General features: G+C 61.7%; 20 protein-coding genes and 1 tRNA gene. 10 read left to right on the plus strand and 11 right to left on the minus strand.

Annotation, left to right across the window (positions count from 1 at the left end; all coding sequences use genetic code 11):
• Nucleotides 1–82: 82 nt before the first annotated feature.
• Entirely contained in the window at nucleotides 83–1,873 is a 1,791-nt protein-coding gene (aspS, locus tag AC56QX_RS26550; RefSeq protein ID WP_497117908.1) for an aspartate--tRNA ligase, read from the minus strand.
• Nucleotides 1,874–2,011: 138 nt separating this feature from the next.
• On the minus strand, nucleotides 2,012–2,770 hold the full coding sequence (locus AC56QX_RS26555) for a DeoR/GlpR family DNA-binding transcription regulator (RefSeq protein ID WP_497111427.1): 759 nt from the start codon (nucleotides 2,768–2,770) through the stop codon (nucleotides 2,012–2,014).
• A gap of 128 nt (nucleotides 2,771–2,898) precedes the next feature.
• Between AC56QX_RS26555 and AC56QX_RS26560 the strand changes: the two genes are divergently transcribed.
• Entirely contained in the window at nucleotides 2,899–4,131 is a 1,233-nt protein-coding gene (locus AC56QX_RS26560; protein ID WP_497111428.1) for an MFS transporter, read from the plus strand.
• A 260-nt stretch (nucleotides 4,132–4,391) separates the two neighbouring features.
• Here AC56QX_RS26560 and AC56QX_RS26565 read toward each other — a convergent pair whose 3' ends face one another.
• Complete coding sequence (locus tag AC56QX_RS26565; RefSeq protein ID WP_497111429.1) at nucleotides 4,392–5,090, minus strand: restriction endonuclease; 699 nt, start codon at nucleotides 5,088–5,090, stop codon at nucleotides 4,392–4,394.
• The gene (locus AC56QX_RS26570; protein WP_497111430.1) at nucleotides 5,087–5,971 is read right to left on the minus strand and encodes a hypothetical protein; all 885 of its coding nucleotides are present in this window, start codon (nucleotides 5,969–5,971) and stop codon (nucleotides 5,087–5,089) included. The genes AC56QX_RS26565 and AC56QX_RS26570 overlap by 4 nt, the downstream gene beginning before the upstream one ends.
• 378 nt (nucleotides 5,972–6,349) lie before the next feature.
• Here AC56QX_RS26570 and AC56QX_RS26575 point away from each other — a divergent pair, with 378 nt between their 5' ends.
• The 3 genes from AC56QX_RS26575 (at nucleotide 6,350) to AC56QX_RS26585 (ending at nucleotide 9,864) form a co-directional block, all read left to right on the plus strand.
• Complete coding sequence (locus AC56QX_RS26575; protein ID WP_497111431.1) at nucleotides 6,350–7,594, plus strand: MFS transporter; 1,245 nt, start codon at nucleotides 6,350–6,352, stop codon at nucleotides 7,592–7,594.
• A gap of 75 nt (nucleotides 7,595–7,669) precedes the next feature.
• Nucleotides 7,670–8,821, plus strand: a complete 1,152-nt coding sequence (gene rnd / locus AC56QX_RS26580) for a ribonuclease D (protein ID WP_497111432.1) — start codon at nucleotides 7,670–7,672, stop codon at nucleotides 8,819–8,821.
• A gap of 14 nt (nucleotides 8,822–8,835) precedes the next feature.
• Nucleotides 8,836–9,864, plus strand: coding sequence for an acyltransferase family protein (locus AC56QX_RS26585; RefSeq protein WP_497111433.1), 1,029 nt, complete (start codon nucleotides 8,836–8,838; stop codon nucleotides 9,862–9,864).
• Between the two features lie 7 nt (nucleotides 9,865–9,871).
• Here AC56QX_RS26585 and AC56QX_RS26590 read toward each other — a convergent pair whose 3' ends face one another.
• The 3 genes from AC56QX_RS26590 to guaB are packed head-to-tail and all read right to left on the minus strand — an operon-like array spanning nucleotide 9,872 to nucleotide 12,393.
• Nucleotides 9,872–10,291 (minus strand): MAPEG family protein, encoded by a 420-nt coding sequence (locus AC56QX_RS26590; RefSeq protein WP_497111434.1) that lies wholly within the window; start codon nucleotides 10,289–10,291, stop codon nucleotides 9,872–9,874.
• Nucleotides 10,292–10,316: 25 nt separating this feature from the next.
• A complete protein-coding gene (locus AC56QX_RS26595) occupies nucleotides 10,317–10,940 on the minus strand; it encodes a hypothetical protein (protein WP_497111435.1) in 624 nt (207 codons plus the stop codon).
• Nucleotides 10,891–12,393 carry an IMP dehydrogenase gene (gene guaB / locus AC56QX_RS26600; protein WP_027057339.1) on the minus strand — a complete coding sequence of 501 codons (1,503 nt, stop codon included), beginning with the start codon at nucleotides 12,391–12,393 and terminating at the stop codon, nucleotides 10,891–10,893. The genes AC56QX_RS26595 and guaB overlap by 50 nt, the downstream gene beginning before the upstream one ends.
• A gap of 288 nt (nucleotides 12,394–12,681) precedes the next feature.
• Here guaB and AC56QX_RS26605 point away from each other — a divergent pair, with 288 nt between their 5' ends.
• Nucleotides 12,682–14,103, plus strand: coding sequence for an MFS transporter (locus AC56QX_RS26605; protein ID WP_497111437.1), 1,422 nt, complete (start codon nucleotides 12,682–12,684; stop codon nucleotides 14,101–14,103).
• 10 nt (nucleotides 14,104–14,113) lie between these two features.
• Here the strand turns inward: AC56QX_RS26605 and AC56QX_RS26610 are convergent, their stop codons facing one another.
• Together AC56QX_RS26610 and AC56QX_RS26615 are read right to left on the minus strand one after the other, a co-directional pair.
• The gene (locus AC56QX_RS26610; RefSeq protein ID WP_497111438.1) at nucleotides 14,114–14,911 is read right to left on the minus strand and encodes an RlmE family RNA methyltransferase; all 798 of its coding nucleotides are present in this window, start codon (nucleotides 14,909–14,911) and stop codon (nucleotides 14,114–14,116) included.
• A 28-nt stretch (nucleotides 14,912–14,939) separates the two neighbouring features.
• Nucleotides 14,940–16,304 carry a Ppx/GppA phosphatase family protein gene (locus tag AC56QX_RS26615; protein WP_497111440.1) on the minus strand — a complete coding sequence of 455 codons (1,365 nt, stop codon included), beginning with the start codon at nucleotides 16,302–16,304 and terminating at the stop codon, nucleotides 14,940–14,942.
• Nucleotides 16,305–16,717: 413 nt separating this feature from the next.
• On the opposite strand from AC56QX_RS26615, the gene AC56QX_RS26620 reads away from it, so the two are divergent.
• The 5 genes from AC56QX_RS26620 (at nucleotide 16,718) to AC56QX_RS26640 (ending at nucleotide 21,522) form a co-directional block, all read left to right on the plus strand.
• The gene (locus AC56QX_RS26620) at nucleotides 16,718–17,650 is read left to right on the plus strand and encodes a lysylphosphatidylglycerol synthase domain-containing protein (RefSeq protein WP_497111442.1); all 933 of its coding nucleotides are present in this window, start codon (nucleotides 16,718–16,720) and stop codon (nucleotides 17,648–17,650) included.
• Between the two features lie 179 nt (nucleotides 17,651–17,829).
• A tRNA-Gln gene (locus tag AC56QX_RS26625) sits at nucleotides 17,830–17,903 on the plus strand.
• Nucleotides 17,904–17,989: 86 nt separating this feature from the next.
• Complete coding sequence (locus AC56QX_RS26630) at nucleotides 17,990–18,622, plus strand: hypothetical protein (RefSeq protein WP_497111443.1); 633 nt, start codon at nucleotides 17,990–17,992, stop codon at nucleotides 18,620–18,622.
• A gap of 317 nt (nucleotides 18,623–18,939) precedes the next feature.
• The gene (locus AC56QX_RS26635; RefSeq protein ID WP_497111445.1) at nucleotides 18,940–19,620 is read left to right on the plus strand and encodes an outer membrane protein; all 681 of its coding nucleotides are present in this window, start codon (nucleotides 18,940–18,942) and stop codon (nucleotides 19,618–19,620) included.
• Nucleotides 19,621–19,836: 216 nt separating this feature from the next.
• Nucleotides 19,837–21,522 (plus strand): hypothetical protein, encoded by a 1,686-nt coding sequence (locus AC56QX_RS26640; RefSeq protein ID WP_497111447.1) that lies wholly within the window; start codon nucleotides 19,837–19,839, stop codon nucleotides 21,520–21,522.
• A gap of 19 nt (nucleotides 21,523–21,541) precedes the next feature.
• Here the strand turns inward: AC56QX_RS26640 and AC56QX_RS26645 are convergent, their stop codons facing one another.
• A complete protein-coding gene (locus tag AC56QX_RS26645; protein ID WP_497111448.1) occupies nucleotides 21,542–22,306 on the minus strand; it encodes a hypothetical protein in 765 nt (254 codons plus the stop codon).
• 31 nt (nucleotides 22,307–22,337) lie between these two features.
• Nucleotides 22,338–23,120: a YciC family protein gene (locus AC56QX_RS26650; RefSeq protein ID WP_497111449.1), complete on the minus strand. Its 783-nt coding sequence runs from the start codon at nucleotides 23,118–23,120 to the stop codon at nucleotides 22,338–22,340.
• Nucleotides 23,121–23,196: the final 76 nt, after the last annotated feature.

The raw sequence follows: 23,196 nt of genomic DNA on the forward strand, positions 1-23,196 counted from the left end.
ACGCCGGGCTTTTTTGTTTGGATTAGCGAATCGAAAGAATCGGTTCGGGCGGTTCTTTAAAAGCGCCGCCCGAAGCTTGCGATCAGGCGTCCTTCTTGGTCGGTGCAACGCGCAGCGCCAGTTCGCGAAGCTGCTGCGGGCTCGCTTCCGACGGCGCGTTCATCAGCAAATCGTAGGCCTGCTGGTTCATCGGGAACATGGTGATCTCGCGCAGGTTCTTGGCGCCAACCAAGAGCATGACGACGCGGTCGACGCCCGCCGCCATGCCGCCATGCGGCGGCGCGCCATACTGGAAGGCGCGGTAAAGGCCACCGAAACGCTCTTCCACCGTCGCACGGTCCAGCCCGACCGTCTCGAACGCCTTGACCATGGTCTCGGGCAGATGGTTGCGGATGCCGCCGCTGGCGATCTCAAATCCATTGCAGACCATGTCGTACTGGAACGCCTTGATGCCGAGCAGATCCTCGCCGTTCAGCGCATCGATGCCGCCCTGCGGCATGGAGAACGGGTTGTGGGCGAAGTCGATCTTCTTCTCCTCCTCGTTCCATTCGAAGAACGGGAAGTCGACAATCCAGCAGAGTTCGAAACGTTCGCGGTCGACGAGGTTCAGTTCCTCGCCGGCACGCGTGCGCGCCGCACCGGCGAAGGAAACGAATTTCTTCGGATCGCCGGCAACGAAGAAGGCGGCGTCGCCGTCGGCAAGACCGAGCTGCTGCCGGATCGCCTCGGTGCGCTCCTCGCCGATGTTCTTGGCGAGTGGGCCGGCGCCTTCGAGCTTTTCGCCCTCCTTGCGCCAGAAGATGTAGCCCAGCCCCGGCTGGCCCTCACCTTGCGCCCATGAATTCATTCGGTCGCAGAAGGCACGGCTGCCGCCGGTCTTGGCCGGAATGCCCCACACCTCGGCCTTCGGGTCGTTGGCCAGGATGTTGGCAAACACCTTGAAGCCGGAATCACGAAAATGCTCGGAGACGGCCTGCATCTCGATCGGGTTGCGCAGGTCCGGCTTGTCGGAGCCGTATTTGCGCATGGCGACGTCATAGGGGATGCGCTGGAACTTCTGCGTCACCGGCTTGCCGTTGGCGAAGGTCTCGAACACGCCCCGCATCACCGGTTCCATGGTCGACAGCACATCGTCCTGCTCGACGAAGCTCATTTCGAGGTCGAGCTGGTAGAATTCGCCTGGCAGACGGTCGGCGCGCGGGTCCTCGTCGCGGAAACAGGGCGCGATCTGGAAATAGCGGTCGAAGCCCGACACCATGATCAGCTGCTTGTACTGCTGCGGCGCCTGCGGCAGCGCGTAGAAGGTGCCGGGATGGATTCGCGACGGCACCAGGAAGTCGCGCGCGCCCTCGGGCGATGAAGCAGTCAGGATCGGCGTCGAGAATTCGGTGAACCCCACCTCGCCCATGCGCCTGCGCATTTCGGCGATGATTTTTGTCCGAGCAATAATGTTCTTGTGCAGCGTCTCGCGGCGCAGGTCGAGGAAACGGTATTTCAGCCGGATGTCCTCGGGATAGTCCGGCTCGCCGAACACCGGCAGCGGCAATTCCTTGGCCGCCGACAGCACCTCGATCTCGCGGGCGAATATCTCGATCTCGCCGGTCGGTAAATTGGCGTTCGTGGTCTCGGGCAAGCGTGCCTTGACCTCGCCGTCGACGCGGATGACCCACTCGCCACGCACGGTCTCGGCAACCTTGAAGGCCGGCGAATCCGGATCGGCGACGATCTGGGTCAGGCCATAATTGTCGCGCAGGTCGATGAACAGCAGGCCGCCATGGTCGCGCACGCGATGCACCCAGCCCGACAGGCGAACGGAAGAGCCGACATCGCTCTTTCTCAACTGGGCACAGGTATGGCTGCGGTAACGGTGCATGGTCATTGCTAAAGTCCGGGGTGCTGGGTTGCGGCCGAAGCATCAAAGCCCGGCCCAAAATTTGCGCGAAAAGCGCATGGGAGGCCGGATTTGTCAAGGCAAGCGGGCGATCCCCGTGCCCGGCAAGCAGCCGAGCGTTCAGGCGAAGTGGATTTCGGCGCCCTGGCGTTCGAAATCGGCAAGGATCGCGGCCGGCGCGGTCTTTTCGACCACCAGGTGGCGGATCGCTTCGGCCCCGGCGACGCGATAGGGTGCCGCGGTGGCGAGCTTGTCGTTGGTGACGGCGATGACGATGCCGGCGCTGTTCCTGGCCATGGCCCGCTTGACCTCGGCCTCGGCCGAATCGAACGCCGTCACACCGCGTGAGGCATCGAGGCCGCAGGAGCCAAGGAAAAATAGATCGGCGCCAAGCTGCGCAATGGCGGCCAGCGTGTCGGCGCCGACGCAGGTCCCAAGGTCGCGGACAAACCTGCCGCCGAGCACGATCAGTTCGACCAGGGGATGGTCGGACAGCGCCGAGGCAACACCGAGCGAATTGGTGGCAATGGTCAGTTCGAGGTCGCGCGGAATGGCCTTGGCAATGGCAGCGTTGGTGCTGCCGCCGTCGACGAACAGGGTCTGTTTGCCGGAGAGCAAAGCCACGGCCGCGCTCGCCAGCCGCGCCTTCTCCTCGACCGCATGGCCGCCGCGCTGACCAATGGGAGCCGCGGCAAAGGGTGCGGCCGCAACCGCCCCACCATAGACCCGGCGACATTGCCCGGCTTTCGCCAGTTCCCTGAGGTCGCGGCGCACCGTGTCCTCCGAAACGCCGAAGCGGCTCGCCAGTTCGCCGGCCAGCACGCTTCCCTCTGCCGCAAGACGGTCGCGGATAAGCTGGTGCCGTTGATCGGTGAGCATTGCCTGATCCTATTTCGCCTGATCTTATTTCTCTTTGCACGTTCTTGCATGTTTTGCACGTTTATGCAAGAAGTGACTGACCGGGCTGCCGGACAAGCCAGCCCCTCCCTTCCTTTGAAAGCACCGCGATGAGCTTTGGCCTCAACCTTGCCCCGCAACACCGCGTCTATGCCGGGTTCGCGATCTATTCCTTCGCCATGGGCAATATTTTTCCGCGACTGCCCGATATCAAGCACGCCATGGGCATTGAGGACGGCACGCTCGGCCTCAGCCTGATCGGAACCCCGATCGGCACGTTGACAGCGCTGACGCTGGCAACGCCGCTGCTGGAGCGCGTCGGCTTCCGCCGTGCGCTGCTTGCCCTGGTCCCGCTGGTGGCGCTTGCCTATGCCATCGCTGTGCACGCGCCGGGTCCGCTGGCGCTGTTCCTGATGCTGTTTCCAGTCGGCCTGATGATCGGCAGTGTCGAGATCATGCTCAATGTCGAGGCCGACCGGACCGAATTCCTGGTCAAGCGCCGCATCATGAACCGCGCGCATTCATTCTGGAGCATAGGCTTTTTCGGCGCCGGACTGTTCGGCGCCGCACTTGCCCATCTCGGCATATCGCCGCAACTGCATCTGGCGCTGATCGTACCGATCGTTGCCATCTCGATGGCGCTGTTCCTCGGCGGTTACCAGCCGTCGCCGAGCCGTTTTGCGGGTACCGGCGAAAAGGCGCCCGTGCTGGCACGGCCGACGCTGCCCATCCTCGTCCTTGTCGCGGTGACGCTCTCGGCGATGCTGATGGAAGGCGCCAGCATCGACTGGTCGGCGATCTATATGCGCACGGTGTTCGAGTCAGGCCCCTTCGTCGCCGGCTTCACCGTGGCGCTGTTTGCCTTTTCCCAGGCAACCACGCGCTTCTTCGCCGACAGTTTCGTCGACCGCCATTCGCCAAGCGGCGTGGCGCGGGTGCTGCTGGTGATGATGGCGGCTGGTGTACTGATCGTGTTCTTCTCGCCCGCGCCGTTCGTCTCCATGCTGGGTTTTGCGCTTCTGGGGATCGGCACCAGCGCCCTCTTCCCGCTGGCGATTTCGGCCGCCGCGCAGCGGACGGACCGGCCGGCGGCGATCAATGTCGCGGCGCTGTCGCAGATCTCCTTCGTCGCCTTCCTGCTCGGCCCGCCGCTGCTCGGCTTCGTCTCCGACCATTGGGGCATCCGCTCGGCCTTTGGCATCGGCATCCCGTTCATCGTGCTGAGCCTGCTGACGGCAGGATCGCTTGGCCGAAGGGCGCCGTCAGACAAGCCCGCAACGTCGTCGGGCGAGGAGTCCGATGCGACCCGGCAGAAAATACTGGCGCGAGCCGGCGAAGCATGAACGGCTCGATCTGAGAGGCCGAGCGGGTCGCGAGTGGGGCAATCGCTGCTACGATGCCGCCTGGCGCCGACTGCGCGACCGCTTCCTTGCTGCGCATCCGGAGTGCTCGCACTCCGCGTCGAACTCGCCAATGAGGTCGATCACATACCAAAGCATCTGGGCGCACCTCAGCGCCTGGCGTGATCGAACCTCAGGTCGCTTCTGCAAGCACCGTCACTCGCAGCGTACAGCGCGCGATCAAGGATCTCGTCCGAAGCCGGTCATGTGGCTGAAGGCAGCTTCAACACCGAATCCAGTTTGGCTTCTAGTTCAGACAAGAGCTTATCTAGCAGCTCGACCACTGCCTGCGGGCTGTCGATTTGCGCAGGAAGTGAATACAAATACTGGTAAATATTATCCACTCCGATTGGGTATTTGTTTCTAAGTGCTTCGGTCAGTACCTTGCTAGAAACGTCGATAATCTCATTTCCTGAATAAGCTACCTCACCAACATCCCCGCGGAGGCCTTTGTCGATGCGAACTTGCTTAGGGATACTCCAATATCTTTCCTTACTCTCCTCAGTCCGATCGAATAGGTCACGAATACGCGCCGCGTAAATTGCGTCTTTGGATGATTCCGACAACGCCGCAAGCGATGTGGCCAGCACGTTAGTTAGATTCGCGGCTTCTACCGCGCCACTTTGAAATCCCTTTTCGCAAAGAATGATCCCGCGATCAGCGCCACAATCTGCAACGATTTCACGTAGCGCCAGAACGTGCAGTTTACTTACGGCAGTATTCCAGTGCTTGCATTCGACCAACCATCTCACCTCAAACCCTGCCATATCGATGGTCACGAGGACATCAACATCATGTGCAGTTCTTACGCCCTGAATCGTAACGTCTGTGTCGGCCTTCAGCCCAAGCGACCGGAAGAACTCGGCTGCCTCTTCTTGGTATTGTTTCCAATCGGGGTTCACTCGTGACTACCTCTTACGATTGCCTCTACGAGCCGCTTTCGATGTCTCTCGTCAATTGCTGCCGCGAGCAGACCCACAACTAGCCTGAAGTGCGCCGCCAATTCGTCGAGATACTTCACCGTCAAGATGGTCAAAACTTTGCCTTCGGTATCGCGACCGTTCCTATGTACGCAGTCGTGACGATGGAGCACCGATTGCAAAATCACGTCTCGCTCCCTTTTCTCACTAGGCAGGAGATGGTGACCGATCGCAGCGCGAAGCATGCCATGTAGAAACTCGAAGCGATGGAATTGAGTTTTCATGCGGAGCTGCGCAACGACCATGTCGCGGACCAGGTTTGGTTCTGATGCAACCTTCTGAAGGGATACGCGCTCGTTTTTCAGATCAGGATGCCATTTTACGATGGCTTGCGTGACCTCAGAGTCATAGAAGGCAAGCTTGATAATTGCGTCGGAAAGGTATGCTTCAACAATTGAGAATAACTGGACGAGCAGCATTCGGTTAATGCCGGCTGCACCAGATTTCCTGTCGCCAAGTGCATGTACAAGACTTGTCCAGTCATGGACCGCCTGCTCAAATATGGCGTGCGGCTGAGGTTCCGGCTGCATGTCTTCGAGCCAGTCATCGTAAGTGTAGTCAAGGCGTTCAACCTCCGCCGCTACTTTTGGATCATCGATGAGGAATGCGGTCCATCCATCGTCGTGTACCCCGATGGTCATGGGCATCTCGCATCCGCAGCGCTCGCATTCTACGATGACGTCTAGGGTTGTTGGTTCATCGAACAAGGCCGCCCCCTGTTCCGGTACCTCGTCCAGCCAGATGTCAGTTTGCACGCCGCAGCTCGGGCAACGCATAACAACGCGGAATTCACCACTGAGCATTGAGCTTTCCTCCCCCGACAACCGCTAGTGCCCCGGGGCGGTCAAGCCAATAGGCAGTGCCGTGCGCGACGGCCCCGTGTCGCAGAAAAATATCCGCCCGAAATGGAAACAAAAAATGCCCGCGACACCTATCGTGCCTGAAGAGGCCGTGGGGGGGCGTCGCGCCTCACTGTGGCGACAGTCAAGGTTAGGGCCTAGCCCACTGAAACGCAAGCTCGCCGCGATGCCGAGCGCGATCAAGGCGTCGGTGCAGTCAGAGAACGCACCCGCAGCCCGAAATTCAATCCGAGGCGCCAATCATGTTTCTTGGCGGATAAGCCGCTGGCAATGACCGCACCGATGGTTCAGAAAAGCATAGCCATCCAACTGCGGTCCTCAATGTCCTCCATTCGCCCGCTGATCCCGCTTCTTCTCGCCGCAGGCATCCTGCTCGGCGGCAATGGGCTGCAGAGCACGCTGATTGCGCTGCGCGGTGCACAGGAAGGGTTTTCCGCTTCAGACATCGGCCTGATGGGCACCTTCTATTTCGCCGGCTTCCTGCTCGGCTGCCTGGCCATCACCCGCATCATGAAGGCGGTCGGCCATATCAGGGCGTTTTCAGCCCTTGCCGCGATCGCCTCGGTCGGCACCTTGCTGCTGGTGCTGGTTCTCGATCCGGCGATGTGGTGCGCGGTGCGCTTTGCCGGCGGCTTCTGTTTCGCCGGCCTGTTCACCATCGTCGAGAGCTGGCTGAATTCCGGCGTCACCAACAAGGACCGCGCCCGCGTGCTGGCGATCTACCGGATGGTCGACACCGGTTCGGTGACATCGGCCCAATTCCTGATCCCGGTCTTCGGCGCCGGCGGCTTCACCATCTTCGCCATCATGTCGATCATGATCACGCTGTCCCTGGTGCCGGTTTCGCTCGGCGACCGCTCCAACCCGACGCCGCCGGAGGAGGTCAAGCTCGACCTGGCACGCGTCTGGCGGATTTCGCCGCTCGGTTGCTTCGGCTGCATTGCCGTCGGCGTCACCAACAGCGCGTTTCGCACGCTATCGCCGGTCTATGCCGAGCAGATCGGCATGTCGGTCGCCGATGTCGTCACCTTCGTCAGCGTCGGCATCTTCGGCGGTGCCATCATCCAGTATCCGCTCGGCTATCTCTCCGATCGCTGGGACCGGCGCCGGGTGCTGTTGATAACGACCTGCTGCGCGATGCTATCAGCCCTGGCGCTGGTGTTCATCGCCGGCAGCAATCCGCTGCTCAACTTCATCATCATCTTCATCTTCGGCTGTTTTGCCATGCCGCTCTATTCGCTGTCGGCGGCGCATTCCAACGACCGCGCCGACACCGGCGAGTTCGTGCTGATCAACGCGGCGCTGATGCTGTTTTACTCCTTCGGCGCCATTGGCGGCCCGTTCGCCGCCTCGACAGCGATGCAGTATTTCGGGCCGAGCGCGCTGTTCGTGTTCAGCGCCGTCGTCTATGCGATCTTCATCGCCGTCATCCTCTACCGCATGCGGGCCAGGTCGGGCGTGCCGGCGGGCAAACGTGGCCGCTTTATCGCGCTACTGCGAACCTCGACCGTTTTTGCCCGGCTGGCCAGAAGAAACGGCGATCCAGACGGCCCGCCAGGGCCTTAACCATGGCGCCACAGCTTGACGAAAGCGTTTCCGGCTGAAATCTAGGAAGACTTTACTCCTGCCAAAAGCGATTTGATGCACGTCATCACCACCCAGAAAGAACTCGAGACCGTTCTCGCCGCTTTCGAAAAGTCGGATTTCGTCACCGTCGACACGGAATTCATTCGCGAAACGACCTTCTGGCCAATCCTGTGCCTGATCCAGATGGCGGCGCCGGGCGTGACGGCGCTGATCGATCCGCTGTCGCCTGACATCAACCTTGCGCCCTTCTTCAGGCTGATGGCGAACGAGGCTGTGGTGAAAGTGTTCCATGCCGCAAGGCAGGACATCGAAATCATCGTCCATCTCGGCGATCTCGTTCCGCACCCGGTGTTCGATACGCAGGTCGCGGCGATGGTCTGCGGCTTCGGCGACAGCGTTTCCTACGACCAGCTCGTGCAGCGCATCACCGGTGCACGGCTCGACAAGTCGTCGCGCTTCACCGACTGGCGCCACAGGCCGCTTTCCGACAAGCAGCTCGATTACGCGCTGGCCGACGTCACCCACCTGATCGAAGTCTATCAGCACCTCAGCGCCGAACTGGAGCGGGAAAACCGCGCCCATTGGCTGAACGAAGAGATGGACGTGCTGACCTCGCGCGAGACCTATGATCCGCACCCCGAAGACGCCTGGAAGCGGCTGAAGATGCGGCTGCGCAAGCCGCAGGAACTGGCGATCGTCCAGACTGTGGCGGCATGGCGCGAGCGCGAGGCCAGGGAACGCGACGTGCCGCGCGGCCGCGTGCTCAAGGACGATGCGATCTACGAAGTGGCGCAGCAGGCGCCACGCGACGCGGCGGCCCTTGCCAAGCTGCGCACCACGCCAAAGGGCTGGGAGCGCTCCTCGACGGCGACGGCCCTGCTTGGGGCGGTCAATACCGCGCTGGCCTTGCCCAAGGAGGAGATGCCGAAACTGCCGAAGAATTTTCAGCCGCCGGAAGGTTCAAGCGCCGCGGCGGAACTGTTGAAAGTGCTGCTGCGGATCGTCGCCGAAAAGCAGGGCGTGGCCTCGAAAGTGCTGGCCTCCAGCGACGACATCGACCGCATCGCGGCCGAAGGCGAGGACGCCGATGTGCCTGCGTTGCAAGGCTGGCGGCGCGCCGTCTTCGGCGAAGCGGCCCTGAAGCTGGTGCGCGGCGAGATCGGCATCAAGTTCGACAAGCGAAAAATAGCGGTGTTCGACCTTTAGAGGCTTTGTGGCCGATGGGTTCGGATCAAGACCAGAACCGGCGATATGAGGCGATTGACGCCTTGCGTGCAATCGCCGTGATGCTGGTTCTGATCTTCCACTACACGTCTCGCTTTCCTCCCGACTACATCCGGTTCGATCACCAGATGGAGCTGCCGTGGCAAGGGGTGGTTGGTGTCTTCCTCTTTTTCATTATCAGCGGCTATTGCATCGCAATGACAGCCGAGCGGGCTGGAACCGTGTGGATGTTCTGGCTGCAGAGATTTACGCGGCTGGAGCCGGCGCTCATCGCCTGTATCGCAATCACGCTTGTCGTGGTTGCGGCTTTGGGTCTTCCTGGCAGAGAGGTTTCAGCACTCGACGGCCTGAAAAACGCAAGCTGGGTAACCCTGTTTGTTCCAACGCCGCTTGTCGACGGTGCCTACTGGTCGCTGCTTGAGGAAGCAAAATTCTACTTTGTGTTCGGCCTCATCTTCTATCTCTGGCCAAATCGTGTTCTCGTTCTTTTCGCTGGCTTTACCGCTCTGGGTGCGATTGCGCAGTTTTCAGGATTGTGGAGAGACCACCAAGCCTTGATTTATCCCTTCAAGGGCATCGCCACGCCGTATTTTTTCTTCCCCTACAGCCTGTTCTTTTTGATGGGCATCGCAGCGAGGCGATCGACCCGGGCTGTACAAACGGTCGTGACAGCCGGATGCCTGATGATCGTCATCAAGCTGTGGGGCGGCTCGCCATTCAGTGGCTGGGTCATCGCGCTTTCAATTCTTGGTGTCATCGGGGTCCAGTTGCGCGATATCAGGATTTGGCGAGGCGTCGGCTACATCGGCTTGATCAGCTATCCGCTGTATCTTCTGCATGTCGGTGTCGCGATTATACGATGGCTGGCTCCGTGGATCGGCTCCCCGTATCTCCGGATCGGCATAGCGTTCTGCATCGTGGTGGCTACTGCCGCGTTCATCGCATGGGCAGTCGAGCATAGATTTCGACGGAGGATCGAAATCCATGCGGCACGTTTGACGTCGAGGACTGCAAGCCCCGTGTGATTCTATCTCAGACCACCCCGAGCAGATGCAGCGCGAACCAGATCCAGCCCAGCAGGATAACCACGGCGCCGACGACGAAAGAGCGGTTGCGCAGCAGCAGGTTGTTGCTGGTCAGGTGCACCCAGGCGTGGACATAACGAGAGGCGACAAAAATCCACATCAGCGCCAGGGTCAGATAATTAACGCCGTTGGTGACGTGCAGTGTCAGGCACAGCACGTAGAACAGCACCGGCAGTTCGAACTGGTTGCTGAGATTGGCGGCAACGGTGACGCTGGATGCAGGCTCGCTCGAACGCGTCTTGAACTGGCCGACCTTGGCCTCGCCGGACGTCACCGCGACGAACCGGCGCCGGCCCATCACGACGTAAACGATATAGACCAGCAAAACTTGCGCCAGAACGGGCCAGAAGATCGTGGTCTGGTTCATGACATGTCCCCTGCCCCGTCCGGCATCAAGCCTGACGTCTCTGGCCCATCAGCCAGAAAGCGCCGATGACGAGCAGCGGGACGGCGAGAAGCGCGAATTTGGTGACGATCAGCGCGGAAGCCAAAGACAGCGAATCCGGGTTGGCCGACAGGAAATCGGACAGAAGCCGGGCCACCGCGATGTTCTGGGCATAGTCGGCAAGCGTGTAGGGCAGCACCAGCACCAACGCGAAGATCGACTGCACCTGCCCGGGAAGCACGCGGAAATTCTTCAGGCGCCGGCCGGCGGCCAGGATCAGGCTGACCAAAGTCAGCGACAGCAGCGCCGGGAACAGGAGATCGAAGGTCAGATAGTGCCAGACCAGAATGATCTCGCCGCCGCGCCGACCGAGCGCCGTCAGCCAGGCCATGCCTTCGTCGGGTGTGAAACCGAAATAGCGCATGTCGAGCGACGGCAAGCCGCCGCTCAATTGACGGAAATAGAAGAACTCCAGCGCCGTCATGGCGATGAAAACCGCCGCCGACAGGAAACACAGCGCACCCGCGTGGCGCGACAGCCGCAGGATCGTCGCGGTCAGGCTCCGCCCGAGCCCGTATTGTTCAGGCTCCGCCGGGATAGTTCGGGCTTTCGCGGGTAATCGTGACGTCATGGGCGTGGCTTTCACGAAGTCCGGCGTTGGATATGCGCACAAAGGTGGCGCGTTCACGGAAATCGGCAAGGTCGCGGCCACCGACATAACCCATAGCGGCTTTTAGCCCGCCTGCAAGCTGATGCAGCACGCCAGACACAGGTCCTTTGTAGGGAACCTGGCCTTCAATGCCTTCCGGCACCAGTTTCAGCGTGTCGCGCACTTCGGCCTGGAAGTAGCGATCGGCCGAGCCGCGTGCCATGGCGCCGACCGAACCCATGCCGCGATAGGCCTTGAACGAGCGGCCCTGGTGCAGATAGACCTCGCCCGGGCTTTCGTCGGTACCAGCCAGCAGAGAGCCGATCATGGCGGCACTGGCGCCGGCGGCGAGCGCCTTGGCGAGATCGCCGGAATATTTGATGCCGCCATCGGCAATCACCGAGACGCCCGATTTATGCGCCGTCTCGACCGCCGACATGATGGCCGAAAGCTGCGGCACGCCGACACCGGCGACGATGCGAGTGGTGCAGATGGAGCCCGGGCCGATGCCGACCTTGACGGCATCGGCGCCGGCATCGATCAGCGCTTGCGTGCCTTCGGCAGTGGCGACATTGCCGGCCAGGATGCGAACCGAATTGGAAAGCTTTTTCGCCCGCGTGACGGCATCGAGTACACGTTGCGAGTGGCCGTGCGCGGTGTCGATGACCAGAAGGTCGACGCCGGCATCGATCAGGCGCTCGGCGCGCTCGAAGCCGTCGTCGCCGACGCTGGTGGCGGCTGCCGCGCGCAGGCGTCCCTGCGCGTCCTTGGTGGCATGCGGGTTGAGCTGCGACTTCTCGATATCCTTGACCGTGATCAGGCCGACGCAATTGCCCGCCTTGTCGACAACAACGAGCTTTTCGATGCGGTGCTGGTGCAGAAGCCGCTTGGCCTCGTCCTGGTCGACATTCTCCTTGACCGTGATCAGGTTCTCACGGGTCATCAATTCGTAGACCTTCTGCGCCGGATCGGAGGCAAAGCGCACGTCACGGTTGGTCAGGATGCCGACCAGCCGACCGATCTTCTGGCCGCCGGTACCGCCATTCTCGACCACCGGAATGCCCGAGATCGAATAGGTGCGCATCAGCGACAGCGCGTCGGCAAGGGTGGCGTCGGGGCCGATGGTGACGGGATTGATCACCATGCCGGACTCGAATTTCTTGACCTGCCGCACCTGCTCGGCCTGTTCGGCCGGCGAGAAATTGCGGTGGATGACGCCGATGCCGCCGGCCTGGGCCATGGCGATGGCAAGACGCGCCTCGGTGACGGTGTCCATCGCGGCCGAGAGGATCGGCACGTTGAGATCGATGTCGCCGGCAATGCGGGTGCGGACATCGGTTTCGCCGGGCATCACCTCGGAATGACCCGGCTGCAAAAGCACGTCGTCAAAGGTCAGCGCCAGTGCGCCGGTGGACGTTTCGATGATTTTTGCCATGGCCAGCCCTTTAGAATGCGGAAAAAGCGCTGGACCGGGATGGACAGCGCCGACTCGTTCTTCCCTTTCAGGATTGGCGGTGGCTGGTAACACGTCGCGGCGCGGATGAAAAGCCGATGATTTCACGCTCCCGGAAAGGTGACCTTTTCCGAGAAGATGCCACCCAGGGTTGCCAGTCGCACAAAAGTGACAGCAAATTAATGCGACATCCACCCGAAGGCATGGTAACCGCCCGCTCCAAGGCCGACATGCAATCGGCAACGCAACATTCAAGTCTGGACGCGTTCCTTGAACCGCACCATCCCGCTGATCCTGGCGGTCGCCCTTTTCATGGAAAACATGGATTCGACCGTCATCGCGACATCGCTGCCGGCGATTGCCATCGACATCCACACCAGCCCGATCGCGCTCAAGCTGGCGCTGACGGCCTATCTGGTGTCGCTGGCGATCTTCATCCCGATCAGCGGCTGGATGGCCGACCGTTTTGGCGCCAAGACCGTTTTTCGCGCCGCGATCGCGGTCTTCATCGTTGGTTCGATCGCCTGCGCTCTGTCCGGTTCGTTGCCGGCTTTCGTGGTTTCGCGCTTCCTGCAAGGCATTGGCGGCGCCATGATGACGCCGGTCGGGCGCCTGGTGCTGGTGCGCGCCACGCCCAAGAGCGAACTGGTCGCCGCCATGTCGTGGCTGACCGTTCCCGCCCTGGTCGGACCGCTGGTCGGCCCGCCTATCGGCGGTTTCATCACCACCTACTTCACCTGGCACTGGATCTTCCTGATCAATGTGCCGATCGGCCTGATCGGCATCTGGTTGGCCACACGCTTCCTGCCGGAAACGGAATCGATGGAAACGCCTCCGCTCGATTTCGTCGGCTTCGTGCTGAGCGGGCTGGCGGCATCCGGAGTCGTGTTCGGCCTGTCGGTGGTCTCCCTGCCCTATCTGCCGCCGGCGACCGGCCTCATCACCGTGGCCGTCGGGCTGCTGTCAGGCGTACTCTACCTGCTGCACGCGCGCCGCGCTAAAAATCCGCTACTGGCGCTCGAACTGTTCCGCAACCAGGTGTTCCGCTCCTCGGTGCTTGGCGGTTCGCTGTTTCGCATCGGCATCGGCGCCGTGCCGTTCCTGCTGCCGCTGATGTTCCAGATCGGCTTCGGGCTGACGCCGTTCCAGTCCGGCATGATCACCTTCGTCTCGGCGATCGGCGCCATCGGCATGAAGTTCGTGACAGCACTGATCTTCCGCCTCGCCGGCTTCCGCCGGGTGCTGATCATCGGCTCGCTCGTGGCTGCCGCATCGATCGCCATCTACGGCCTGTTCACGCCAGAAACACCTTACGCGCTGATGCTGGCCATATTGCTGGTCGGCGGCTTCATCCGTTCGATGTTCTTCACCGGTGTCAACGCGCTCTCCTATGCCGAGGTGTCGGCCGAAGACACCAGCAAGGCAACGCCGATCACGGCGGTGTTCCAGCAGCTGTCGATTGCGCTCGGTGTGGCGCTCGCCGGCGGCATTCTGGAAGTCTCGACCTCGATCCATGGCGGCTCGCTGACGCTGGGCGATTTCCATATCGCCTTCTTCATCGTGGCGGCGGTATCGGCGGCGGCATCGCTGTCGTTCATGCGGCTGGCGCCCGATGCCGGGAATGCCGTGTCGGGCCACGGCCGGCTGACCACGCCCAAGACGCTGGAACCGGCGAGATCACCGGCGGAGTAAGCCGGCCGGCTTAGGCTTCGGGGTCGTCCGGCCCTTCGCTGTGGCTCCGGGCGTTCGAGTCCTCCGGAACGTCCACTGGACGTTCCGATCCGCCTGACGGCGTACCGGCCTCTCGCCCCTTAAAGTCTTTGGCCAACAGATACAGCTCCACCGACTCATCCCTCGATGCCGGCGGCTTGACGTGGTGGACGGAGCGGAAATTCTTCTTGAGCATCGAGAGCAGTTCGTTCTCCGCGCCGCCCTGAAAAGTCTTGGCCAGGAAATGCCCGCCCGGCTTCAGGACGGACAGAGCGAAATCGGCCGCCACCTCGCACAGATGCATGGTGCGGATGTGGTCGGTCCGCTTGTGGCCGGTGGTTGGTGCGGCCATGTCGGACAACACGACATCCGGGTCACCACCCAGCGCTTCGGCCAGCTTGCGCGGCGCATCCGCATCCAGGAAATCCATCAACAGCACCGGCGCGCCGGGCACGGCATCCATTTCCAGATAGTCGATGCCGATGACATGCGGATTTTCCGCCGTCGATTTCGTGCGCGCGGCCGCGACCTGGCACCAGCCGCCGGGAGCGGCACCCAGGTCGATCACCTTCATGCCGGGTTTGAGCAAATGGTGCTTGTCGTCGATCTCGATCAGCTTGTAGGCCGCGCGGGAGCGGTAACCGTCAGCCTTCGACCGCTGGACATAGGGATCGTTGATGTGGCGCTGCAGCCAGCGGCGCGACGATTCCTTCAGGCCGCTTTTCTTCTTGATCCGCGTCTTCAGCACGCGAATGCTGGCCGAGCCTGGTTTTTCCGGTTTCTTGGTCATTGCCTGATTTCTTGCTTGAGCATGATCTCTACGCCCTGCCACGCCCATCATTGCGCCAGACGCCGTCATCGGCCATCAGCTCGCTCAATATGCCTTCGCGCAGGCCACGGTCGGCGACGCGCAGCCGCTCCGACGGCCAGACCGCGCGGATCGCTTCGAGGATAGCACAGCCGGCCAGCACGAGATCGGCGCGGTCCGCACCAATGCAAGGGTTGGCGCAGCGCTGCTGGAAATCCCAGCCGACCAGCCTCTCCACCATGCGGTCGACGCTGTCGCGGTCCATCCACAGCCCGTCGACGCGACGCCGGTCGTAACGTTCGAGATCGAGGTGGACGCCGGCGAGCGTCGTCACCGTGCCGGACGTGCCGAGCAGGTGAAAATTCGGGCTGGCCTTGAGGTGGCTCAGCCGGTCGCGGCCATCGAAGCTGGCCAGCCTGCCGGCGACATCATCGACCATGGCGGTGAAGATTTCGCGCGTCACCGTGCGGCCGCCAAAGCGCTCGGCCAAGGAGACGACACCGACCGGCAGCGACGTCCACGAGACGATATGATTGGCGAGCCGAGGCGAACGGCGGCCGGTGAGGTCGATCAGCGCGATCTCCGAGGAACCGCCGCCGATATCGAACAGGACGACGCCTTGCGTGTCGCGCTCGACCAGCGAGCCGCAGCCGGACACCGCCAGCCGCGCTTCGGTCTGGCGGTCGATGATCTCGAGCTTCAGGCCGGCCTCGCGCTCGACGCGTTCGAGGAATTCGACGCCGTTTTCGGCCGAGCGGCAGGCTTCGGTGGCGATCAGCCTGGCCTTCCTGATCTTGCGGGTGCGCAATTTGTCGCCGCAGATTTTTAGCGCCTCGACGGCGCGATCCATTGCCGGCTGGCCGAGCCGGCCATTGGCGGTGAGCCCCTCGCCCAGCCTGACGATGCGCGAAAACGCGTCAATGACGCGGAACTGGCCATGCCGCGTCGGCACCGCAACCAGCAGCCGGCAATTGTTGGTGCCGAGATCGAGGGCCGCGAAGACCGGAAGCTCGTGCACCGGCGGTCGGCGCGTGCCCTGTTCCGGGCGCGGCGCTGGAGCGACAGGCGAGATCGCCGGCGCCGCCGGCTGCTTCGGCTCCAGAGCCGGGCCAGCGGCTTTGCCTTGCACCGGAGATCGATTGTCCTGGGGATGAGCCTCGTCGCGCGCAAAAACCTTGCGCCCGCGCCTTCGCTTGCGTCGCTTCTTGGGCTTGCCCTTCTGGTGATGCGTCGCGTCGCCCGCCTGGCCGTCGGCGGAGCGTGGCTCCGTCGGGCGGCGTTGCTGCCAACCGGCTGTCCCCGAGTCCGATGGCCCTGGGGAAGCGCTGGACGCGCCCACCTCCGACGCGCCTGCGCCGGTGTCGCGGTCTTCCACTGTCGTTCCTTCCGGCGCCGCGCGAACCGATGAAGGACGCAGCAGGCGCTTTGGCATGTTTCAAGTTGGCGCCAGAGTAACAGTGCCGTGCCCGATCACCAAGAGCCGCACGCTGAATTTTGCCGGCTGGGCGCGAACCGCCTTTTGCCCGGCCGCGCAATGTCCCCGCAAGGCTGGACTGATAGCGCGGACGCCAGCGAAGACAATGCTGGTCGAAGCCGATGCCCGATTGCTTGCCGTTAGCGCCGCTTTCGGTGCCTGGCGGACCTTACCGGCGGCCGGCGCGACAAGTGTTCGCGGTTGAATAGCCGGCTTCAATGAGGCATTTCTGAAATGAACGGAGGAATCCGGAGGGCCGGCCTCCCACCACCAATAGAAAAGGAAGCGGACACGCAACGCATGGCAGTCAGGCAATGAACTGGAGACGCTATTTCTGGCCGGTCGTCGGCTTCGCCGCGGTGATCTTCTCGCTGCTGCTTCTTTGGCACGAGCTGCGCGGCATCTCGATCGACGATGTCTGGGATGGGCTTGCCGCCATTCCAACCCGCGGCTGGGTGCTGGCAGGGCTGAGTTCCGTCATCGCCTATGCCGCGCTCGCCGGCTATGACCACATCGCGCTGCTCCATATCGGCAAACGGGTATCGTGGCTCTTCGTGACGCTGTGCTCCTTCACCACTTATGCGCTGTCGCACAATATCGGCGGCTCGGTGTTCTCCGGCGCCGTCATCCGCTACCGCGCCTATGGCACCAGGGGCCTGACCGGCCAGGATGTCGGCGTGCTGGTGGCGATCTGCTGGATCACCTTCGTGCTGTCTAGTCTTCTAGCCGGCGGTCTGGTGCTGGTGCTAGAGCCGCAAATCGTCGACCGTTTCTCGGGTGCCCCGCATCACGGGCTGGCGATCGCCGCCGGCCTTGCCATGCTGATTATCATCGGCGCTTACATTTTCGGCAGCGCGCTGCATCTCAAACCGCTGAAGATCGCCGGCTTTCAGTTGCACTATCCGGCGCTGCCGATCGTCGCCCGGCAATTGCTGATCGGCCCGATCGAACTGCTTGCCGCCGCCGCGATCATCTTCTTCGCCCTGCCCGCGATGCACAATCCCGGCTATTTCGTCGTGCTCGGCGTCTTCCTCGTCTCCTTCTCGGTCGCGCAGATCTCGCATGCGCCGGGCGGCCTCGGCGTGTTCGAAGTGGTGTTCCTCGCCGGACTTTCCGACATGGACCCGGTCAGCGTGCTGGCCGCACTCCTGGTGTTTCGGCTGTTCTACCTGATCATCCCGCTGATTCTGGTCCTCGGCGTGGTGCTGTTCTTCGAACGCTCGCAGTTCAGCCGGACAGAGAGCTGACGCGCGGACAGGACTTTGTCGCCCCGCCCACGTGCCATATGAAACCCGGCGTCTCAAACCTGCTGTCAAAAGGTAGCGATTGAACCGCAGAGCAGGCTTGACTATTTTCCGCTGGCGGCTACAAGGCAGCGCTCAAGCGGCTCAGCCGTTCGGCCCGCGCGGTCCATAACCGCGCCTGCTGGGGAATAGGTTAACGGTAGACCCACGGACTCTGACTCCGTTAGTCCTGGTTCGAATCCAGGTTCCCCAGCCAAACATTCCACAACAAAAATAGTGATTTAGCGCCCTGTTTCATTTTGCATCGCTATGCTTCCTGAGGTTGCTGCACGAGATCGCTTCATGCCCACCGATAGCCAGTTCATTCTCGAGAGCATCAGCCAAGGCTGCGTGATGCTTGCCGATGGCGAGTTCCTTATCGACAGGCTGGTGAAGTATGTCGGCAACGGAAGGATCCGGTGGCACGTTGAGTTTCGTGGGCATCGCGTCGAGTTCACAACCGGTCAGCTGAAGAAGCAGCCTACCTTCCGCCGGAAGATGCTCGAACAGGCCGGTGTACTGCCGCCCCAGCGCTTTGGGGCGGACTACAGGCGGTGGGCTCTCGATTTGAGGAAGAATGCCATCGAGCTTCCTTGGCGCGATAGACCGGTCGATGCCGGTTTCGCCATCGACAGCCTTGTCAGTCTTGGCGGCGAACGCTGGACGATTGACTACCAAGGCAAGGTCATCAAGTTCACGACGACCAAACTCCGCCGGCAGACCAGTTTCCGCAAGAGGATGCTGCTCAAGGCCAAGGTGCTGCCGCCGCAGCTGGATGCGGCTGCCTATCGGAAGTGGATGGACTGGCTGATTCAAAACGCCACGGAGGCAGCGCCACAGGCCAGCGATGCCTTGATGAGCGAGAAAAGTTGGCTTGACGACCTGCCAGAGCTAGCCGGCTGGCAAAACGAAGCGTCGCCCAAAGGAACCAACTGAGGTCGGCGCGCGCCAACCGCCCCTTCGCATAGTATCAGCACTACAACACTGACAGTCCTGTCGTCGCTCAAACCTGGCAAGGGAGGTGCTGCAGAGTCGCAGCGTGATTGTGGCAAACGCAGCTCTCCCGAAATCGCCAAGATCGCAACACAATCGTTCAGAAACCTGCGAAACGCCCCGCCAAAAACGCCTTTTTGTTGCGCCGTCGCAACACACCTTGGGAAAGTGTGCGCTCCAACCCCGCAATTGCGTCCCGTTAGGGAATTCGTCTGATACATAAAGCTTCGATTGGGCACAGCTCGATGCGGGGACAGGCAATGAAATACATTTTGGCAGCAGCAATTCTGGGCGCCACCCTGACCTCGGCCATGGCGGCTGATGCTGTGAACGAGCTTCCGGTCGCTTCCACCTATGATTGGACCGGTGCCTATATCGGCGGCCAGATCGGTTACGCCTGGGGTAAGGACCATATCCAGGACGAATTCATAATCGACGGCTCTTCGGATTATTCTGATAGCTTCAGGGCCCGCGGCGTCACCGGCGGTGTTTTTGCCGGCTACAATATGCAGTGGGGTAACATTGTCGGCGGCGTCGAAGGCGATATCGAGGCCTCTGGAATTGTCGGTCACAATCCGGACTGGCCGTTCGGCACCGATGACAATACCCATATCGACGCCCAAGGCTCGTTGCGTGGGCGCCTGGGATATGCCTTTGACAACTGGATGCCCTATGTGACCGGCGGTTTGGCGCTGGGAGACATTCACACGAAGTTCGAAGACGGGGCGGCGACAGATTCCAAATCGACAATCAAGGCCGGCTGGACGGTCGGCGCTGGCCTCGCTTATGCTTTCAACAAAAACTGGGTCGGCCAGGCCGAATATCGCTACACAGATTTCGGCAAGGTTACGACTGCCACCGACAACACTGACCCATTCTATGAAGAGCACGAACACCTCAAGACCAACGAGGTCAGAATCGGGATCGCCTATAAATTCTGATTGCAGATCCTGTTCCAAGGCTAGATAGCTTCCCCGCACGGCAATCCGAATGTCGGAGCGTGTTCCGTATAACGATGTCACTATGCGGTGACGCGGATATGCGGGTGAAAATAGCCAAATTGCGAGATAATCCGGATCGTGCCGAGGGTCGAAAGGCATTGAGCACACCGACTGCGCTTGCTTGACGAAGGCTGCAACGAGTCAGAAGAACCGGACATGGACCGCTTCAACCTCGGCACCTACCGCCGCCCCATCTCCACCAGCTCCACCGAGACCCAGCGCTGGTTCGATATCGGGCTCAACTGGTGCTACGGCTTCAACCATGAGGAAGGCATCAAGTGCTTTGAGAAGGCGCTGGAGACTGACCCTGATTGTCCCATGGTTCATTGGGGCATCGCCTATGCCGCCGGGCCTTTTTACAACCTGACCTGGAAGGAACATGGCGAGGCCGAGGCCAACAGCGCGACGAAGCGCTGCTTCGAACATGTCCAGCTGGCGCGGGCCAATGCGGCTGGCGCCAGCGAGGTCGAGCGACAGTTGATCGAGGTGTTGGCTAGCCGGTTCCAGAAGCCGCACAGAGTGAGCCCGCAGGAATTCGAACAGTGGGATGATGCCTATGCCGCCGCGATGCGGCGGGTCTACGAAAGCTTTCCCGACGACCATGATGTGATGGCGCTGCTGGTCGAGGCGCTGATGATGCGCACCGTGCGGCGGCTGTGGAACCTCAAGACCGGTGCGCCGGCGCCGAATTCGGACGTGCTTGAGGCGCTGGCGGTTTGCGAGCGGTCGATCCGGCTCGCCGACGAAGCCGGCATTGCTCAGCATCCGGCGGTCGCCCACCTGCACATCCACCTGCTGGAAATGTCCACCATGCCGGAACGCGGCATGCGCTCAGCCGACCTGCTCGGCGAAATGTGCCCCGATGCCGGGCACATGAACCATATGCCGGGGCATATCTATGTGCTGTGCGGCGAGTATGAGAAGGCGAAGCTTGCCAGCGAAAAGGCGGTCCGCGCCAACGACCTCTACCTCGCCTATGCCGATGAGCCGACCTATTACCTGCTCGGCTGCTGCCACGATCTGCATCTGATGATGTTCACCTGCATGTTCCTTGGCCAGTACCGGACGGCGCTATGGGCCGCCGACAAGGTTCGGAGCTTGGTCACGCGCGACGTGGTCGCCATCCAGGACCGGCCCAAGCTGACGCAAACGGTGGAAGGCTATCATGCGATGAAATCGCATGTGCAGGTGCGCTTCGGCCGCTGGCAGGAGATCATCGACGAACCGGCGGTCGACGAGCCCGGGCTCTATGTGCTGACCGCGGCGATGCAGCACTACGCCAAGGGCGTCGCGCATGCGACGCTGAGGCAATTCACGGAGGCCGAGCGCGAACGCGACCGGTTCCACCGGCATGTGGCGGGCATTCCAGCCGAGCGGCGTTTCCTCAGCAATCCGACCCGCGCCTCGCTCGCTGTCGGAGCTGCCTTGCTCGAGGGCGAGCTTGCCTACCACCAGGGCCGGCATGACGAGGGCTACGCCCATCTGCGGCAAGCGGTCGAGCTTGATGACAATCTCTCCTACACCGAACCGTGGGCGTGGATGCACCCGCCGCGCCATGCGCTGGCGGCGCTACTTCTCGACCAGCGCCACGCGCAAGAAGCCGAGCAGGTCTATCGCGACGATCTCGGCCTCAGCGGCAAGGTGCAGCGCTGCGCCCAGCACCCGGACAATGTCTGGGCGCTGCACGGGCTGGTGGAATGTTTGAAACGGCGTGGCGAGAGCGAAGAACTGCCGAGGCTGCAGGCCAAGCTCGCTGTGGCGGTGGCTAAGGCGGATGTGGCGATCAACTCGTCATGCCTGTGCCGGACAAGCGTGCAAGCGGGTCCAAGCTGCTGCCACTAAGATGATGGCGGCGTTGCCCTCAGGAGAAAATCTCAGCCAGTTCATCAACGCTGGTGCCTTCCTTGACCCGCCGCAGTTCGACGTAGCTCACCGCCGGCGCAATCGACCCCACCACAAATTCTGCCGCGGCCAAAACAGCGCTAAGAAAGAATCCTATTGGCGCGCCAAATGAGAAGGTGAGCCGTTTTAGCGAGAAATTGATCGCCAATGTCGCCGCGAACACGACAAGCCAAACCGCGATAACTGGCCAGCGGCTCCCTGCCGTCAGGTCGCGGCTGCGTCGCAGACTACCGAACACTCCCACCCTTTCCTGTATGAGAACAGGTACCGCGACGAACCAGCGCCCTAGCAACAGCAATCCAGGAACTACAAGCAGCGCGAAGCCAAAAAAGGCACCGAGACCAACCAGCAATGAGATGCCTATTGCCGGCAGCAGAAAAGCGAACGCCGTGCCGATGCAATCTCTGATCAATGGTCGCTTGCCGTTCAGATCCTCAATGGCAACCCGCATCAGCGCAGACTGCAAGAACGACAACAGCACGACGTAGCCGACTGCGCCAATTGCCGAAAGCGTGACCCGTGGCGCCGAAAATTCCGGCGTGCCGTGTTCCATAAGAGTCACGGATTTCCAGAACCAGACCGAAAAGGCAAAGTTCGGCACCGCGTAGAAGATCATGCCAAGTCCGAGGCACACAACGGGATTGCGACCGATGACCGCAAAGCTGTCGCCGAGAACCCTGCCGATGCGAAACCGGTCGCGCTGGTCCAGCGCCGCGGAGGCCATGGTGTGTCTCCCCTTGTCAGGCTACGATTTTCTACGAGAATATCTTCGCCAGTTCGTCGATGCTGGCGCCTTCCTTGACCTGGCGCAATTCGACATAGCTGACCGCGGCGGCGATCGACAGCACCATGGAGACCACGGTCTGCACCAGCGCAGCGCCCAGCTGGGCCAGAATCCCGCCAAACAGGAAGAAAACCAGCAATATCCCCCACTGGATGACCATCGCGATGATCATCAGGATGAGAAACAGGCCAAACAGCGACCAGCGGTTGCCCTTTGTCAGGGCACGGCTGCGCGACATCGAACCGAACACGCCCAGCCGCTCCTGGATCAGGACCGGCACCGACATCGACCATCCGAGCCACAGGATGATGCCGGGCACGATCAAGGCCAACATGGCAAGGCCGGCGCCAAGGGCGACGAGCAAGCCAATCGCCAGCGTCGGCAGCAGGAAGCGGATCGCAATCTGAATGCAGTCGCCAAAGGACGGCCGCCTGCCGTTCAGGTCCTCGATGGTCGCCCGCACCAGCGACGACTGAAGCAGCAGCGTGAGAACGAAGGAAACCAGCCCGGCGACAAGGCTGAGGTAGGAATTGCGAAACATCGCGTGGGGATCCGCCATCGCGGCTGGATCGCCATGCAACATCGCGTCGATCTGCGGCTGGGTCCACATTCTGACAAGCAGCGTCGGCACGCCCGCGAACAGCGCGGCAAGGCCAAGGCAAAGCCCGATGTTGCGGCCGATGACGGCAAAGGTGTTGTTGAACACCCTGCCGATCTCGAACCGGCTGGGTTGTCCCAGTGTCGCAGTGGTCATGGTGTTTCCCCCCGGTCACCGCCGCATCCAAACGGCCGCCATAGAAAGTAAATCTGCCAAGATTAGAAGGCTTCGT

It is taken from the genome of Mesorhizobium sp. RCAM 06353 (genome assembly GCF_059683585.1).